The 16,273-nt window shown below is 54.6% G+C and carries 16 protein-coding genes and 2 pseudogenes; 8 read left to right on the forward strand and 10 right to left on the reverse strand.

Annotated elements, in window-relative coordinates; all coding sequences use genetic code 11:
* Positions 1-15: 15 nt before the first annotated feature.
* Complete coding sequence (locus GO488_RS19430) at positions 16-639, reverse strand: hypothetical protein (protein ID WP_162319506.1); 624 nt, start codon at positions 637-639, stop codon at positions 16-18.
* A gap of 314 nt (positions 640-953) precedes the next feature.
* Here GO488_RS19430 and GO488_RS19435 point away from each other — a divergent pair, with 314 nt between their 5' ends.
* Both GO488_RS19435 and GO488_RS19440 read left to right on the forward strand, forming a co-directional pair.
* Positions 954-1,139 (forward strand): hypothetical protein, encoded by a 186-nt coding sequence (locus tag GO488_RS19435; protein ID WP_241692992.1) that lies wholly within the window; start codon positions 954-956, stop codon positions 1,137-1,139.
* A 103-nt stretch (positions 1,140-1,242) separates the two neighbouring features.
* Positions 1,243-2,127, forward strand: coding sequence for a hypothetical protein (locus GO488_RS19440; RefSeq protein ID WP_162319507.1), 885 nt, complete (start codon positions 1,243-1,245; stop codon positions 2,125-2,127).
* A 305-nt stretch (positions 2,128-2,432) separates the two neighbouring features.
* Here the strand turns inward: GO488_RS19440 and GO488_RS19445 are convergent, their stop codons facing one another.
* The 4 genes from GO488_RS19445 to GO488_RS19460 all read right to left on the reverse strand — a co-directional run bounded on the left by GO488_RS19445 (position 2,433) and on the right by GO488_RS19460 (position 5,667).
* A complete protein-coding gene (locus GO488_RS19445) occupies positions 2,433-3,392 on the reverse strand; it encodes an ImmA/IrrE family metallo-endopeptidase (RefSeq protein ID WP_162319508.1) in 960 nt (319 codons plus the stop codon).
* 73 nt (positions 3,393-3,465) lie between these two features.
* Complete coding sequence (locus tag GO488_RS19450) at positions 3,466-3,729, reverse strand: DUF8069 family protein (protein WP_162319509.1); 264 nt, start codon at positions 3,727-3,729, stop codon at positions 3,466-3,468.
* A gap of 211 nt (positions 3,730-3,940) precedes the next feature.
* A complete protein-coding gene (locus GO488_RS19455; RefSeq protein ID WP_162319510.1) occupies positions 3,941-4,744 on the reverse strand; it encodes a DUF6036 family nucleotidyltransferase in 804 nt (267 codons plus the stop codon).
* Positions 4,741-5,667 (reverse strand): MarR family transcriptional regulator, encoded by a 927-nt coding sequence (locus tag GO488_RS19460; RefSeq protein WP_162319511.1) that lies wholly within the window; start codon positions 5,665-5,667, stop codon positions 4,741-4,743. The genes GO488_RS19455 and GO488_RS19460 overlap by 4 nt, the downstream gene beginning before the upstream one ends.
* A gap of 138 nt (positions 5,668-5,805) precedes the next feature.
* On the opposite strand from GO488_RS19460, the gene GO488_RS19465 reads away from it, so the two are divergent.
* Together GO488_RS19465 and orc4 are read left to right on the forward strand one after the other, a co-directional pair.
* Positions 5,806-6,129 carry a DUF6788 family protein gene (locus GO488_RS19465; RefSeq protein ID WP_162319512.1) on the forward strand — a complete coding sequence of 108 codons (324 nt, stop codon included), beginning with the start codon at positions 5,806-5,808 and terminating at the stop codon, positions 6,127-6,129.
* A 634-nt stretch (positions 6,130-6,763) separates the two neighbouring features.
* Entirely contained in the window at positions 6,764-7,996 is a 1,233-nt protein-coding gene (orc4, locus tag GO488_RS19470; RefSeq protein WP_162319513.1) for a DNA replication protein Orc4, read from the forward strand.
* 189 nt (positions 7,997-8,185) lie between these two features.
* Here orc4 and GO488_RS20295 read toward each other — a convergent pair.
* Positions 8,186-8,715 (reverse strand): annotated as a pseudogene (locus GO488_RS20295) (DNA polymerase domain-containing protein); the annotation flags it as partial.
* 275 nt (positions 8,716-8,990) lie between these two features.
* Between GO488_RS20295 and GO488_RS19475 the strand changes: the two are divergent.
* The 4 genes from GO488_RS19475 (at position 8,991) to GO488_RS19490 (ending at position 13,298) form a co-directional block, all read left to right on the forward strand.
* Complete coding sequence (locus GO488_RS19475) at positions 8,991-9,929, forward strand: ParA family protein (RefSeq protein WP_162319514.1); 939 nt, start codon at positions 8,991-8,993, stop codon at positions 9,927-9,929.
* Positions 9,922-10,323, forward strand: coding sequence for a DUF7970 domain-containing protein (locus tag GO488_RS19480; protein ID WP_162319515.1), 402 nt, complete (start codon positions 9,922-9,924; stop codon positions 10,321-10,323). The genes GO488_RS19475 and GO488_RS19480 overlap by 8 nt, the downstream gene beginning before the upstream one ends.
* 356 nt (positions 10,324-10,679) lie before the next feature.
* Complete coding sequence (locus GO488_RS19485) at positions 10,680-11,912, forward strand: tyrosine-type recombinase/integrase (RefSeq protein WP_162319516.1); 1,233 nt, start codon at positions 10,680-10,682, stop codon at positions 11,910-11,912.
* A gap of 570 nt (positions 11,913-12,482) precedes the next feature.
* Positions 12,483-13,298: an IclR family transcriptional regulator gene (locus GO488_RS19490; protein WP_162319517.1), complete on the forward strand. Its 816-nt coding sequence runs from the start codon at positions 12,483-12,485 to the stop codon at positions 13,296-13,298.
* A 78-nt stretch (positions 13,299-13,376) separates the two neighbouring features.
* On the opposite strand, the gene GO488_RS19495 is transcribed toward GO488_RS19490, so the two are convergent.
* The 4 genes and pseudogenes from GO488_RS19495 to GO488_RS20170 form a co-directional block, all read right to left on the reverse strand.
* Positions 13,377-13,679 (reverse strand): winged helix-turn-helix domain-containing protein, encoded by a 303-nt coding sequence (locus GO488_RS19495; protein WP_162319518.1) that lies wholly within the window; start codon positions 13,677-13,679, stop codon positions 13,377-13,379.
* A complete protein-coding gene (locus tag GO488_RS19500; protein ID WP_241692994.1) occupies positions 13,672-14,994 on the reverse strand; it encodes a beta-agarase in 1,323 nt (440 codons plus the stop codon). Before GO488_RS19500 ends, GO488_RS19495 begins: the two co-directional genes overlap by 8 nt.
* 177 nt (positions 14,995-15,171) lie before the next feature.
* Positions 15,172-15,807, reverse strand: coding sequence for a zinc-binding dehydrogenase (locus GO488_RS20025; RefSeq protein WP_241692996.1), 636 nt, complete (start codon positions 15,805-15,807; stop codon positions 15,172-15,174).
* Between the two features lie 51 nt (positions 15,808-15,858).
* Positions 15,859-16,206: pseudogene (locus tag GO488_RS20170) on the reverse strand (alcohol dehydrogenase catalytic domain-containing protein); the annotation flags it as partial.
* Positions 16,207-16,273: the final 67 nt, after the last annotated feature.

Here is a 16,273-nt window from a genome sequence, read left to right on the forward strand (position 1 = left end):
AGTATTCTGAAGAGATTAGTCGCTATTTTGCTTAAGATGGCTTTTTGCACTCTCAAGTTTCCTTTTCGCGTCCTTGAGAGCAGAACTTGAATACCCAGTATAACCAATTCCGTGTCGGTCGTCCTCTATTTCTATGCCTTTCTCAATCAGCCTTTGAATTTCAACGATTTCAGTAAAAGCTTCGGTTACCACTTTGCCTGTTGAGGGATCTAACTCTCCGATTCGGTCGGCATTTTGTCTGTATATCTCACTATGGAAGACATTTCCACCAAACTCTACATTTGTATTGGTGAGATTCAACGCGTCGATTTTCTCAATATTCTGCTCAACCTCTGTCAAGAGAGCTTTTTTTAGACTGTTCAGCCGTCTTTCTTGTCTGTCTAATTCTCGCCTGTTCTCTTGTTTGCGAGCCTGCCGGGTCTCATTCACCAAGCGGAAAGTCAGAATAACATACACTATCGTAACAATCACCGACCATTGATTGGCGCTAAGACTCGAAATCAGACTGGGGATTGATTGTAAAGAACCATTTGAAATCGCCCATCCTGAGAGAAATCCTACTATACTTGGTATGATGAGCCAGTGAATATTTTCTCCAATCCAACTTATTGGTTCATCGTCAGCAAAGTCCCAGGTCATGGGACATCATGCTCTGACTGTCAAATAACCTCTTGGACATTATTTTCTATAGTATCTACGAAGCAGTAGACGTGTCAAATCAAGATTGTTCTCTTTATCCAGGGAGTTACGTCTCGAAAATCACGGTCGACGCGATATGCACACGAGTGGGGATCAGCTGTATGCATATTTGAGTGGATATCGTAAGCTGAGTGAAGGATATCGACGAGCGATGGGCAGGGGCCTCGTCAGTCTTTATCAGGAATCGGGCTTCAAGTTAGTCGAGAATACCTGTCTTTTAACCTCGTGTTCATGAGCGGAGGGTATGCGAATCCGTGAAGACGGTAAGCACGCGTATCGAGCAGGCCGCCGAGTTCTCGTGGCGGATCGACGAGCGAATCCGGGAGGTACTGGGACAGGAAGATTTGACAGTCCGGCAGAAGCAGGAGATTGCAGAGACGTTTAGCGTTACTAATATATACGAGGTTAAGAATACAGAAACAGTAGCGGTTGAAAAATAATCACCCGTCAGGGCTGTCGAGGCTGAATAAATACGAAACGTCAAAAAACGATGGTCATTCAAAATTTTTGCCATTCGGTAATGAATTAGGAGTTCCTTCGGAAATGCCGAGAAAAGATCCGACCCCGCTTGCAGATCGTTTTTTCGAAAAGCAGACAGAATCGAGTGTTGATTTCGAGATAGTATTTGCTGCTTTTCTTTCAACACTTGTCCTTACATATCCTGCCCCGAGGTATCCGATTATTGGAGAAATTACCGCATTCGGACTTCTCTTGGTAACGCTGGTTCGGCGTATCGCTCTCGCAAGCCCCTTCGCTCCCACGTCGTATATTCTAAAAAAGACTCGACCAGTCATCGAGGTCGCGTCAACGAGTGCGGTCATCTGCCTCATCGTCGCTGGGTCGTGGTCAATCGAGAGTCTCCTCGGTATTCCGGTATCGTGGATATTCTCATTATCTTCATTGGTGGGATTAGCCGCGTTATTGATTATACAGGAATTGGTTTTTCAGGATTACGCGGCGTGGTGGCATGCAAAATTCAAGCAACGGTTCGAAGATATGGAGTCCTTTCAGGCGCTATGGCTGATAATGAGTGTCATGTTTTTGAAACTATCTGTCGCGGAAAGCAACAAATCAGGACGAGAGCAGTTGCGAGAGCGTGCCGCTGAATCCCAAAGTATGCCATCACCAGATGACCCTTTCAAGTTCCTACATAGAGAAGCCGGCAAACTAACAGTCCAGTTTTTAATTATCGTACTCATTTTCTTCGCTGTCCCAGTGGGCGTAAGTTATTTTGCATTCGGGGTAGCGGGATTTTTCCTGGGAATATCCGTTGTACTGGTTCACGACCACTCCTGTTTCCTATACCTCGCATACGGTAATCCATCATATGAGGAGTTCCGGAAAACGGGATGGACAATCGGGATCTGGATGCTACTCTACGTTATTGAGTTGATGGTCCTACTTCCGGAAGTCCAATTCCCTTTCTAAGTCCGGAAGTCGTTGTGGTTGTCTTTGGACTGAGCTTTCGTAAAGGACTGTCATCTGTTCCACTTTCACTTATACTCTGCACCCGTGGCTCACCCCCTTAGCAACCCGTCCACAAAGGCACGTATGGAGCAACCTACGACAGCGAAGTTCACGAGACCACGGAACTGCACACGCACGGGAACTACTCGATAACTGCAAGATGAAGAGCCGAAACCAGCAGGGTTTAGCGAACGTTTGGCTGATTCCAAGTCGGAGATGTTAACCTACCGATCGTCCGTTTCTCAGCTAAGCACTATTCTAAGTGCCTAATTCTCAATAGCGCCAATCAACTCGGCTGCAGTACTCGAAATTCGATCCAACCGGTCTCGAACCGTCGCCGGCGCGTCCTCGTCCCACGCCGCCAGATAGAACGCCGAGTTGTCCGGGTCCAAGCCGAAGTGCCGACTAACGATGTAGGCCACCGCTTCAGCCTCGACCTCCAAGCGGGATTTCTCCTCGCCGGTCTCACGCTCGAAGTGCATGATCGCGTGGGCGAATTCGTGAATGAGCGTACTCGCAAGATCAGCCCGGTTCTCGCGGTCGATTACCTCCACAACCGGATTCGTCGTCGTTGGACTCCGCCGTTCACACACTCCACGAGCTGACCCGTGCTCCCACTCGTCGGGAACGACGATAGTCGCATCTACGCCAATGGCATCGGTCGCCGCTAATAGACCCTCGACGAGCCCATCTGCATCACCAAACGCTTCGGTTTCGAGGTCGGGCAATGGCTCCCCCTCAGTCTGAGAAATATCGAACACACTGGTTGGCCGGAACCCGACCAACCCCCGGGACCACTCGTCGGGCTCTGTCTCGTCGTACTCACACTCCGTATTCGCGTGATACGACGGCGAGTTCTCACACTCAGGACATTTGTTGGTGATGATGGGTGCCCAGATCCAGATCGCGTCCTCGCCTTGCTGAACGTGCCGGTCGAACTCCGCTTGCCAGGTATTGTACCCAGCGACCTTGGTTGCATTGGGACACTGCAGTTGGATGAGCAGCGTGTTCCGGGCCGAGTAATCGTGGAACTTGCTCTGGACCTCGAGCCACTGCTGGAACTGCTCGCTGGCCTGGGCTTCGTCGGTCAGCTCGGCAAGGTCCTCGACCCACGCATCAAGTTGATCGCGCATGTCGTCGGCTCGGGTGTCCGAATCGTCGAAGGAGTGCGTGGTTTGCTGGCTAGACGTCTCTGCGTCGGAAAGGTCGGTTTGGATCGTCGCCATTGTTCTGTATCGGGACGCACTCTCGGGTACGCCCCCGCACCTCCCTCGGGGGGCAGAAAATTGCCGGCAGGAGTTACTCGTCGTTTTGAGCTTTCGCGGCCACCCAGCCCGCGTGGAAGTACGCAAGTGCTTGATCCGACTCGAAGACTTCTCCCGACGGCGAGTGAGCGAGTAGTTGCTCCGCTGGAATCACATCGACAGCTCCCGCTGTACGGAGGTCCTCGACGAGATCGTGTGCAAGCGACTCGTCGATACAGAGTGAATCCGGTCCCATGTCGCGGTCGGTAGCTAGCTGGCGACGCTCGAATCGTTCGTACTCTGGAATCGTCTCGTCCATGATGTCTCGAGGGGTCACCCCCCACTCCATTAGGGGTACAGAAAACTGACTAACCAACAGACGACGATGTAAGCCATCGAGCGTTGGTTAGCGATACACCACCATGTCCGGAGCTTTGCGACTGAGAGCCCGGTCAGGTCGGTAGTTTCGGTGCGACCATGAACTGGCAAATTCCCTCGGCGTCGGGGAATGTTGCGTAATCGTGACCGGACTACTCCACGGGACGGACTGTGTCGCCATCTCTACGGATCCGGTCGAACGTTGAGAGATACGCGAGCCGGTCGTGAACTTCGTCAGGATCCAGCTCCAGTTCCGCAGCCAGTTCATTGATGGTTATCGGTTCGTCGAGTGCCTGGAGAACTTCGAGCCCCCGGTAGTACCTATTCGTGAGCTCCTGGACGCGGTCTTCGATCGGCGTGGTCACTCCGTACCGCTCCTCGAGTTCGACCAAGGCCTCGTTCGCGAACGTGGCGAACTGATCGTCACCCAGGCGCTCGATCTGAGCTTCGAGTTCATCTCGGATGACGTCGTAATCGAGGCCGGCCTGCACGAGCACATTCATGTCCTCGATATCGTCGTCGCGGCCTGCAATCAGTTTGAACAGGAAGATATCCTCGTTGCTGACCAACCGAACCGTCAGTTGATTCGTGTCGAGGAACGGCTCGCTGCGCTCTTCCATTCCGTCGGTGAGCACAAGCTTGTTCGCGACTTGCTGGTTAAAGATGTCGAGGCGACACCCATCGTCGTTCTCGACGCAGCTCGTCGCCCCCAGCGCCCGGTAATCTGGATCCAGCGATTGAATCTCCGCATACCCGAGGTCCATCAAAACAGCCCACAGCTGGCCGTACGCGTCGCCATCTGGGACGACTAGGTCGATATCTTTCGTCGCCCCCTTGAGGTCACGCAGCGACATCGCGCCACCACCAATCAGGTAGACCGTGAGCGGTTCAGATAGCCCGTCTCCGATTCGCTGGAATTCGTTCTCGATGTACTCACGTCCGAATGTTGGTCTCATTGTGGGAGTGGCACCTCGTAGTCAGCCGCCAGCTCCTGGAACTCGTCCCACTCTGGGAGCCGGTCGTCATCGACCTCGCCGTGCGTCTCGAGGTAGCGAAGCAAGGCGTCGATTTCGTCTTCAAGCTCATACTTCGCCGCCTGCTCTCGGAGATTCTCCTCGTCGATGTCGACGCGGCTGAGTAGAAGGAGGCAGTACGAGCGATGGCGGCTGCCGTCGTCGATCAAGAGGGTGTGACAGCAGAGCTCCGCCGGCAAGACTGCGTCGAGCTCCTCGGAATAAAAGTAGTAGCGGTGGCCGGTGAGCAGGAACTGGAGGTCGAAGGCCGCGAATCGAGCGAGGCCGGTTTCGTAGAACCCCTCCGCGTCGATTTCCGTCTCGGCCTGAGCGAGGAATTCGTCGTATCCCTCCCAAAGAATCGTGCCCTTCGGGGCGACGGCTTCGAGGCGTTCGCGATGCAGATGGTGTACAAGTTCACGTGCGAACTCGTGGAGGCGGACGAAATCAGCGTTGAAATCATAGCGGCCGTCGTCCGTCCCGATGAGACCACGGTTGCGAAACCGCTTGAGGACTCGGTTGACCGTGTTGCGGTAGTTGTCGCTCCGGTCGGCGATTTCGGAGACGGTTCGCGGCTGGTCGAGGTAGTACAGCACCTCAAGTGCCTTACCGGTCAGCAGCTCGGGGAAGTCGATGTGGGAGTGCTGACGGACGAGATCTTGGTAGAGTTCGACGGCGCGAGCATCCGACGGAACGACCCGTTTTCGCCGGCCGTCGCGTTCCGTGTAGACGATCCCCTTCTCGACGAGGTCGGCGACGGCACGAGAGAGGTAACTCTCGCTGTGGTCGAGCTTCGCCGCGAGCTCGGAGATCGTGTCACCGCGGTCAACCGTAGCGAGGACCTCGAGTTCGATGCGTCGGAGCACGATGTAACATAGTACGAAACTCGTATATAAGGAAGTTTCGAGTAGTGTTGCAATTAGCAGGCACAGGAGCCGCCCCTATTGTCTTAACCAACAAAACTATCGATTAGCGGGTTATGTTGGTTAACACGAGAATAGCCGATGTCCTACGAATCCCCGACCCCACCGGCGAACCTCCCGACGGAAATCATCAACCCGCTCAACGAGTCGGACCCGGAGCAGCTTCGAGACGTTGCGACGTACGCTGAAGCGCTCGCCGAGCACAAGGAACAAGAGGCCCGTCTCGAGGAGGTGGCAGATCAAGGAGAAGTCGAAGAACGACCAGATGATCTCCCGGATGACGTCCCTGCCAAAGCAACGATCACGATCAAGGAAATCAACGATAACCGCTATTACTATTGGCAGTGGCGAGAGGGAGAAAAGATTCGCTCTCAGTACAAAGGTCCGGTCAACCCGGACGAATAAAACTTATTTAAAGCGAAAAGACACCCACCCCATGTTTCCGTCGTAACTGGATGTGGGTAGAGAGGGTGGGGCAGATCTCGAAAGGACCACACCCCCCATGTTTCCGTCGTTTCTCCACGACAACATAGGGAGAGACTATAATTAGCGCAATATAGCTGTTAACCATAATGAGTTATAAATTATTTCTAGATGAACTAATTACTATCATGCACAGATTAAAGTAGCAAAGCTGAGAACCGCTCACTAAGTATACTTCGCTCAAAGAGAGTGCGAAGTACTTCGCACTCTCAGGTGAAACAACCCTTTCCACTACTTCTATAGACAGCTAGCTATGGACGGCTAGGCCGCTCTTGTCTTGGATATCTTGTCGTGGAGGTCTTCTTCGAGTCCCCTCCCCACCTGTTTAGTGATTACGACGGAAACGTGGGGTGTGTGGGTTCAGAATTTGAGATCGAAGCCACGCTTCTGTCTACGGGTTTCCTATCTCACGTCGGAAACGCGGTTATATTGTCACTAATCCAATTCCACCGAATTGCGGCATTTTGACGCTGATATCAAACAATGAACGTCGGAAACGTGGGGTGTTGTTCTCCACTAGATTTATACTCCCCCCGCTCACACCGTGTGATATTCAATGACGCCCGACTCTTCACCCAGTTCTGTCGACGACCCACTCTTTGAATCCGGGCATCGTATCTTCGCGAACAAGGATCTCCTGAAAATCGGCCACGTTCCAGAGGCTGACCGGATTGTCGGTCGCGACGAAGAAATTTCGAAGCTCGCAAAACGACTCAATGGCGCTGTCCACGGGTACTCCCCAGAGAATGTGATGATCTACGGGAAAACAGGGACCGGTAAATCTCTCGTTTCAAAACACGTCTGTCAACGAGCTCAAAATGCCGCACAGGATGACGTCGAGATTGGAACCGCGTATATCGACTGTGCTGAAGACAATACCGAGACCCAAGCAATCTCCTCGCTTGCCGCGAAGCTGAACGATGAATCTTCCACTGGAATCACCGTCCCCTATACCGGCCTCAGTACGTCGAAATATTATAAACTCCTCTGGAAGACGCTTGACGCTCAATTCGATTCTGTGATTATCATCTTGGACGAGATCGACTTGATGAATGACGACAGTATGCTGATGAAGCTCTCACGCGCTGAGGAAGCGGGAAAAATCGACTGTAGTGTCGGTGTTATCGCGATCAGTAACAAGATCCAGTACGTCGACAACGTGAACGAGCGCGTGAAAAGCAGCTTCCAACACAAGGAGCTGTTCTTCAAACCGTACGACGCCAACCAGCTCCGAGAGATCATGTTCAATCGCGAGGATGCCTTCCAGGACGGCATTCTTTCCGAGGATGTGATTCCGCTCTCGGCAGCCTTCGCAGCCCAAGAACACGGCGATGCTCGGAAGGCTATCGACATTCTTCGCCACGCTGGGGAAGTCGCCTACGAGACTGGGGCAGAGCAAGTCACGGAGGAACACGTCCGGCAGGCCCAGCAACACGCCGAAAAAGACCGGTTCAGAGAACTCGTGAATGGCGCACCCACGCAGGCGAAAGCGGCGTTGTTGGCGCTGACGGAACTGAGTGTCAACAGCAACGACGATGCTTTCCTCACGAGCCGGGTGTACGACCAGTACGAACGCATCTGTAACCATCTCGATATGGATATCCTCTCCGTCCGTCGGTTCCGCGACATTCTGAAAGAGCAAGCCTTCCTCGGGGTTGTCGAAATCGAGAAGATCAACAAGGGGAGTGCGGGCGGCATCCACCTCCAGAACCGACTCATCGAGGATCCTCAGGTCGTCCGCGAAACGATCCTCGAGGACAGCCGAATGCAGGACTGGTCTCGCGAGTAGAGACCACCTACTACTGAGTGGGTATGGACAACGGAAATCTGGGGTGGGGCATGCGGAAACGACGGAAACGAGGGGGGTCGAAAATTACGTCGGAAACGTGGGGTTGGATCGAAACGACGGAAATCCGGGGTGGGGTGTGAAGTTCGCTACTACAAATCGTCGCCGGCACCGAACGAACTTAAGACGGCATCTCTCGTCTGAGAACTCTCGACGAATGTCGGATCGGTCCCATTCGAGTGGTGACAGTACGCTCTCGACGGCTCGGATCAGCTGTGTCTCGTAGTACGAGGCGTCGTAAGTCCGATTCCTCGTGAGTGAGGGTAACCTGCTCTCGTGAGGTCTTCTTACTGTCGACGACTTCGTACTCGATATCCTATCCGGGATCGACAGCGAGATCTTGGTCGCGAGCCCGTGTCAGGGCCGACACGTTTTGGATATTCTGCGTGTAACCCCTCCAGCAGCTTGGAAACGCGATTCCGTTCGACGAGATCTCAACTGGGACCTCGCCGGCGTGAAGGCGATTGATTGCGTCTCAAGGTAGATGAGGACTGCTTTCGATGACTGGGTCGCATCGAATCGCTCGAGACAATCCCGCTGGACGGCTTCGATAAACGGTGGGGTCGAGCGCTGTCGGGCTTTGATGCCTCTGATTTTGAAGTTGTCTTCGCTGGCGACCTTCCCGAAGTACTTCGTAACGCGCCGGCGCCGCTCTCGCGCTCTTTCAACACGACCCCGAGGTAAGTCCGTACATCGCCCCGGTTTGCTGATGTCGGCGTTGAGGGACGATTTGAATGGTAACGGAGTGAACTGACTACTATCGAATCTGAGTTGCACTCTCTGTTGGAGCTCGTCTCCTGAATCACGTTTACTGATTCTATCTCGGCTATTCATGAATAGCCTACTATTTTAAAATAGCATAAGTTGATAGAATAGATTACTATCTATACTATTCACCACAGAGTTAAGTCAAGAGGGGTTGATACTGCTGAATAGTATGAGTGGCCCAGATAGAAAGAATAGCATAGATAGCACGAATTGCCCGAATAGCCCATATGATTCGATACAGACTGACGAGGACTCTCGGGCTGTTTCGGTTTGTATGCTGAAGGGGGGCGTCGGCAAATCGACGGTCGCTGTCAACCTCGCTCGGCAGCTAGCCGCACACGACCACGACGTCCTCCTTATCGATCTTGACCCGAACGGCCACGCGTCCGTCGGATTGGGCTTTGACGACCAGTATCACAACACCGAGGAAACCATCGGTGACGTCTTCTTCGACGATGCTGACCCGACTTCTGTTGTCTACGACACCAGCTACGAGTTCGATATTCTCCCATCCAGCGAGGACTTAGAACAAGTCGAGCGAGAGATCGTCGTCGGTGACGTCTTCCAACCCTCTGCGCTGCTCAAGCGGGAAGTCGTCGACCCACTCCTTGGGGAGACGTACGATTACATTGTCACAGATTCTCCGGCGTACCGATCCCGACTCACGGATAACGCGCTCGTCGCGACGGCGAATCTGGTGCTTCCGCTCGCCCCCGGGAATGAGGCGATGGCCGGCTTGGAGCGGACCATCGAGCGACAGATCTCACCACTTCGGCAGCATATGGATGTCGACGTCCTAGCGCTGGTTCCGAATATGTTGAGCGGCCGTATTGACCAGCAGACCCAGGATCGACAGCTCCTCGAACGACTCAACTCACACGATAACCTCCAGGACCGCATCCCGAACTTCGCGCGGATTACGGACTGGGAGGCTGTCAACGCCGGCGATCTCAAACTGTCGCCGGGTATCCGTGACCGCACCAATATCACGAAGGCCTATGGTGAGCGCAAACCTCTGCTGGACTACGATCCCGACTGTGATCAGTTAATATGTTTCGACGAGTTGGCGCACATCGTCGAGGCCGGGGAGGTGGTCCGTCATGGCTGAGGACGATCCGTTTGCCGACCTCGGGGAGACACTTGAGGATGAACCGGACGACAAACCCCCCGATACGAATGGCACATCTAAATCGGAAGGGGACGAAGAGACTCCCCCTCAGGAACGGGTCGAACGACGAGACCCGACGACCGATACAGCATTTAGCTACGAGGCCGCCAAACAGCGGCCTTTCTACGCCCGAGAGGCTACGATCGAGGATTTCGATTCCTGGCTGAAGTATGAACTGGAGCGCGAGCTCAACCAGCAAGGCTACCAGAACATTGTCGTTCGGGAGATGACTGATGCTCTCCTGCGAACCGTTGTGGAGGAAGACCTCGTAGACGAAGTTGCCGAACGGTTCGAACAAGCCCGCGAGTCCGCTTCTTCAGAATCGATTGAATAGCGTACTATTCTGAAATAGAATACTATTTTTTAAATATCTTTACAGCAATCTCAGAATAGTCGGATTTCTCATCTGTACGGTGGACTCATTGAGACTGCCGGCTCAGCTTCAGTATAGCAATATGTGGTTTATCTCTAGGCGCATATCCGAAATCAAGCGGGTAGACGGCTTAGATGTCTGAATACTGGCGCAAACGCAAATCATTCATCTGGTCGTGATTAGTATAATAATCACGACCACTTTGAAGTACCCCGCCGCCGTCTACGAAGCACGAATGCTGCAACCCACTCAGAACGCCGCTTCCCCTAGGGGAGAGCCGCCGAGACCGGGGTCACAGGAATGCGGAGGTCCAGGTGATGCCTGACCGAACACTCTCGACATCGCTTGAGGACAGCTTCGAGCGGTACCTCCAGGATAAGGGGAAAGGCCGCGGTGGTGACGGCGGGAACTATCGACGCAACGCAGCACGCGAACTCGAACGGTTCGTCGAGTGGACTGCCGGCAACCGCAGTAACGATGACTGGACCGGGGTCGTTCCCAACGACGTTGACCGAGAACCCACCTTCGAAGATCTCGACGAGCGTGTCTTTCGCGAATACGCTCGCCATCTCGCTGGTGACCGCGGACTAAAGCAGAATACCGTACAAACCTATTACCGCTATATCTCTGCGTGGTGCGGCTGGTGCGTCAATGAGGGCTACCTCGAGGCGCACTACGCCCAGCGGGCGAGTGCGATGGCACCGCTTCCAGAAGACGACGGCCGCAAGCCGGGCGACCAGCAGGCTTGGACGTCCGAGCAGCGCCATGCGCTTACTCGACACGTCGACGAGCAGGCTCGTGAGGCCATCGAGATGTATACGACGCTTCCGGAGAATACTGCTCCCCTCGACAAGCAGCGAGCGCGCTACGCGGCACTGAAGGCAGCTCGCGACCGGGCCCTAATGTTCGTCCTCGCATACACTGCCGTTCGCGTTGGGGAACTACTCCGGGACCCGAACGACCCGCGCCGACGTGGGGTTCGCTGGGAAGATATTTCGCTTGAGGACGGGAGTATGGACGTTTACCGAAAGAAACAGCAGTGGGATGCTGCCAGCCTCCCCGACCCAGTGATTTCGCCGCTACGGAGCTATCGAAAGCTCATGGACCCACCAACTGACCGCTGGCCAGTATTTACCACGTTCGACCAGCGGACACTCGCAACGCTCGTGCAGGACGAGCTGGCTGACCGAGGAGAACGTGCGGATGCAATCAACGAGCGACGTGACGAATACGCCCGTGACCTACTGCTAGCGCTTGAGAAGGACGTTCGACCGCCGTCGATTACGACAGATGGAGCCCGGTCGATTCTCCAGCGACTCTCAGATGTGGTGGAGATCGACATCGACCATCCGAAACACGATTATCTCGCCCCGCACGGTGGTCGACGGGGGATGGGTGAGGTGCTCGTTCGAGCATTCGGGTACACGGTCGCCGCCCGGTATCTCGATAATTCCGAAGAGATGGTGAGAGAGCGATACTCGCATATTGAAGCTGGGGAGTTAGGGGATGTTGCGACAGAAGCCCTTACTGAAGTCGATTCCTACAAATAAGTGACGAGTAGAGTAACTATTCCACTGTTACTCCGCTATCGACCCACTCGCTACGTTCGGTCGTTTATCGAGAACGGCATGGAACCGATGACGTTCTCTGACCATTCCATGCCGACAGCGACAGCATAGAGAAAGAAGCCGTGGACCGCTGATGGGGGAGATTTTGTATATGGCGAACGGGTTTATCCGTTTACATTCGCATCGAATTCAAGAGGTCTTTACACCGATATTCGAATAGAAGTCGGGATATAAAATCATCTGAATCCTTATAGTCGCTAAATATACAGATATATTCCTAATAACCGGTTTAGTGAAAGCATGTTTGAAATATAATTATAAAATTATTATTCTGAACTGATGAGTCCGGACTTCGGGACAAGTATGTGAAAGTAGAGCGGATTTCGGGTTAGAATTAGGCTATCTCAACATACATATCGAGATTCTCTCAAGAAACCCAGTTTCGCTATACTCGACGTTCCGGAAACAGGGTACTAGTAGCCTGTGGCGTGGTATCGTGTATCTCCGAGTCCCGAACGTCTAAGTAGTCCGGTAGTCAAATTTCGATATATCATGGACAACGACCCACGGCCCGCTGAAACGGTCGAAGCCGTCGAGCGGGCGGTCGGTGTCCTCACCGCGCTCAAAGATCTCGACGGGGCCGGCGTCACAGAACTCTCCGAGTATTTGGGGATGTCTAAGAGCGGCGTCTACAAACAGCTATCGACGCTTGTCAAAACAGGGATGGTGACGAAACAGCAGACCGAATATCGGTTGAGTTTCCGTTTCCTTCTGTTGGGTGAGTACGTCAAGACGAACAGCCAGCTGTACGCCATCGGGGCAGACGAAGTGGACAAACTGGCCGAGAAGAGCAACTACTTCGCCTATCTCACCGCGATGGACTCAGAGTATGCGTACTGTATCCACACCGCCGACGGCGAAGACTCCGTGGTACCGAACCTCAGCGTTGGAAAGCAGATTACGCTCCACAGTTCTGCCGCTGGGAAAGCCATTCTTTCCCAGCTGTCCGATGCGAAGCGTGATCGGCTGCTAGATGGCACACTGACTGGAAAAACTGAGAACACAATTACGGACCGAGCGACGTTGGAAGACGAACTCCAGACCATTCGCCAGGAAGGCATCGCGTTCGAAGACGAGGAGAACGTTCCGGGGATGCGCGGTGTCGGTGCTCCAATCCTCTCGGAGGACGGCGGCGTTGTCGGTGCTGTCGCCGTCTCCGGCCCCCTTTCTTTGTTGACAGAGGACCACTTCACCGAAGAGGTTCCGGCGCTGGTCAGACAGACGAAAAACTTCGTCGAAGTCAAGTTTTCGCTCGAATCACGTGACCCACTCGGAGAGGGGTCACATATCCCCGAAGACCTCTACTGACGGGGCCGCTGTGATCGCCGTCGCTCGTTCATACCCGGATGATATCCGTGGACAGGACGAGAGACGTAATCGTGTCCGTCAGGAGTCATCCGTCATGATCGTACGCAGTTCATTGGCGAGGGCAGTTCGTTCGACCTCGTATACAGGACCGTTACCGACGACATACGTATAGCGCACCAAATCGGCGTCCTCCAGTTTGTCGACGTGTTCATAGAAGGTTTCGAGAGTGATATCGGCCCGCTGGCAGATTTGCGATGGAGTGCATTCGGATCCTGCTGTCTCAACCAGTGCCGTCAGTATCGCCCGTTCGACCGTTTCTCCAAGCAGACTGGAGAGCGCGGTACTGCCTCCAACACCGGGCTTAGTAGCCTTATCAGTCATCTGAGACACCTCCATCGGTCGCGTCGGCGTGCCACTGGTTGGCCATCCGGTTTGCCTCCTCGATGCGGTCCGTGATGGCCGTATACTCGTTCTCGTAGGGATCCAGGAAGCCAGTCTCGCTCGTCTCGATGTCTCCCCGCTCTGAGTCGTCCCACTGCTCCAGAACCCCACAGTGGTGCCATCCAAGCATGTACGGTTGTTCGAGGCTCTTTCGGACGTACCGACGATACGCTTCACCGACTTCCTCTTCGGTGTCGAAGTGGTACCCCTTCGACCCTGCCTCGGACTGTTCGTCTCTTACCACGCTGAACGAGCCGTCACCGTTGATGATAGGGTTCCCTGTCTCCTCATAAAGCCGTTCAGCCTTCGCGTGGTGGGCCTCGAACGGTTCATATTTCTGGATGAGCGTGACGTCGACGTACTCTTCGAGGAACGGGAACAGCCACTCGGGGATGAAGTTTTGCTTGTCACCGAGGATGAGGTGTTTCTCGTCGTACTGTCGAATGTACTCCTCGTGGAGCCCATACCAGCGCTCTGCCACCCCTTGCATCAGTTCTAAGAGGTCGGCCCGAACAGACTCGTCGTCGGCCGGGTCGAACCAATCCGTGTGTCGAGCCAACTCGTCCCAGGAGTCAGCGTCGACGTCATAGACCGCAGCGACCTCCTTGGCGCTGTCGTAGCCGTCTCGGAGAACCTCTAGCCACCGCTGCTTGCCTGCTGCTGTCGCGTCCATCTGAACGATGGCCGTGGCCCAGGGATAAATAAAGGTGTTCTCGTCGTAGTCGCGCTGTTCGTCGGGCCGGAGTTGCCACCACGGGAGGTCCGCGTAGAAGTACCCGAGGAGGTTCTCTTCTGAGCGGTGTTTCTTGCATACCTGTTCGACACGATGTGAAATGTCGCGCTCGAACGCATCGGAGAACGGATCTGGGAACGGACCGAACTTCTTGAACGCGTTCTCCTGGACCTGTTTCCAGGAGGCGATAGGTGCCGTGTTCATCGGTGCGACGTAGTAGATGTCGTTAGCGTAGTACTGGTGCGGGATGCCCGCCTGCACGTGCCGGCCGAACGAGTTGAAGCCGAGTTCGGAGACGTCGTCGACGATGTTCTCAATCCAGTCTTCGGCGGCGTCACCGTATGGGTTGAACGTGCCGTACATCGTGGTGAAGTCCTCACCGTGGCGTTCGAGCGTCTCGGGCTCGTTGTACGACCCGAGCCACAAATGCGGCTCGATGTGGTTGACTCCGAGTGAGACAAATTGGTCACCGTCGGGACCGATGAACCACCACACGTCGTCGTCGTCCTGTTCGAGCGTCACTACGTTGTCCGGGACCGTATCTGAGTTACTGTTGGCACTATGTGCCATACTCCCACGTGAGATGCCAACATATAAAATACGTTCGGTCTGTGCCCGGCCGGGCATTCGAAACCGGGTCGCTACACTACTGACATCCGCGCCGATACGATACCGCTATCTGGGTCAACGGTGCTTCGATTACGGCGTGAAGATGACCTTCTGAGTCTCGTGGTTATCGAACTTCCTGAACGCCTCTTGTACCTTCTCCTCTTCTAGTTCGTATTCGTGGGAGATGATTTCCTCGGCGCGGTCGTTACCGATTTTCTCGACGATGAATTCCGCGATCTCGGGCCACTCGTAGCTTCGGAAGTACCACGATCCCATATAGTCGACCTTCTTGTGAATGAGGTGATCGCTGGGGTTAAGCGTCACTTCGTCCGTTTCACCGATTTGAGCGAACGTACCGTGTTTCTTCACCAAGTCGAAACCCATCTCGATGCCTGGCTGGGCGCCGGAACAGTCGACGACGACGTCGAGTCCGCGTCCGTTCGTAATTTCATCGGTTCGTTCCTGCGCGTCTTCTTCGCCGGGGTCAACGGCGTACTCGGCACCGAGATCCAGACCCTTTTCCCGACGGTGGTCGACGAGTTCGTACGCGACGACATCGGCCCCCATCGCGTCCGCGTTGAGGACACCAGCGAGGCCCATCGGCCCGAGGCCGATGATACCCACGGTGTCGGTGCCGTTGACGTTACACTCGTTGAGCGTGCTCCAGAGGTTGCCGAGGGCGTCCGTCGCGATAGCGCCGACGCCCATGCTCATCTTGTCGGGCATCGGGTGACAGGTCGAGGCCGGCGTGACGAGTTCCTCGGCGTCGCCGCCATGGCGGTCGAACCCCAGAATCTCGACGTCCGGGCAGAGGTTCGGTTCGCCTTGCAGGCAGTACTCACAGTGTTCACACCCCGCGAAGCAGTTGATGGCGACGCGGTCGCCCTCGGAAAGGTGGTCCACGTTGTCGCCCACTGCCGAGATCGTACCGGCAGGTTCGTGGCCGGGAACGACCGCACCTGCGGGCTTACTTCCGACAAGCGGGTTGCCGTTATAGAGGCTCATGTCGCTTCGACAGAGCGCTGCCGCACCGATGTCGACGCGGACCTCGTCCGGGCCGAGCGATTGGTTATCCCAGTCCTGTACGTGTGCTTCTTTATCGCCTGGTAGTACGACTCCTTTCATAGGTAGTCACCTTGGTGTTTCGTGCACATACTTATAAATTTTTTGACAGTTCTATTACGTGTCTATT

This window comes from Haloarcula limicola (assembly GCF_010119205.1).
Classification (GTDB): domain Archaea; phylum Halobacteriota; class Halobacteria; order Halobacteriales; family Haloarculaceae; genus Haloarcula; species Haloarcula limicola.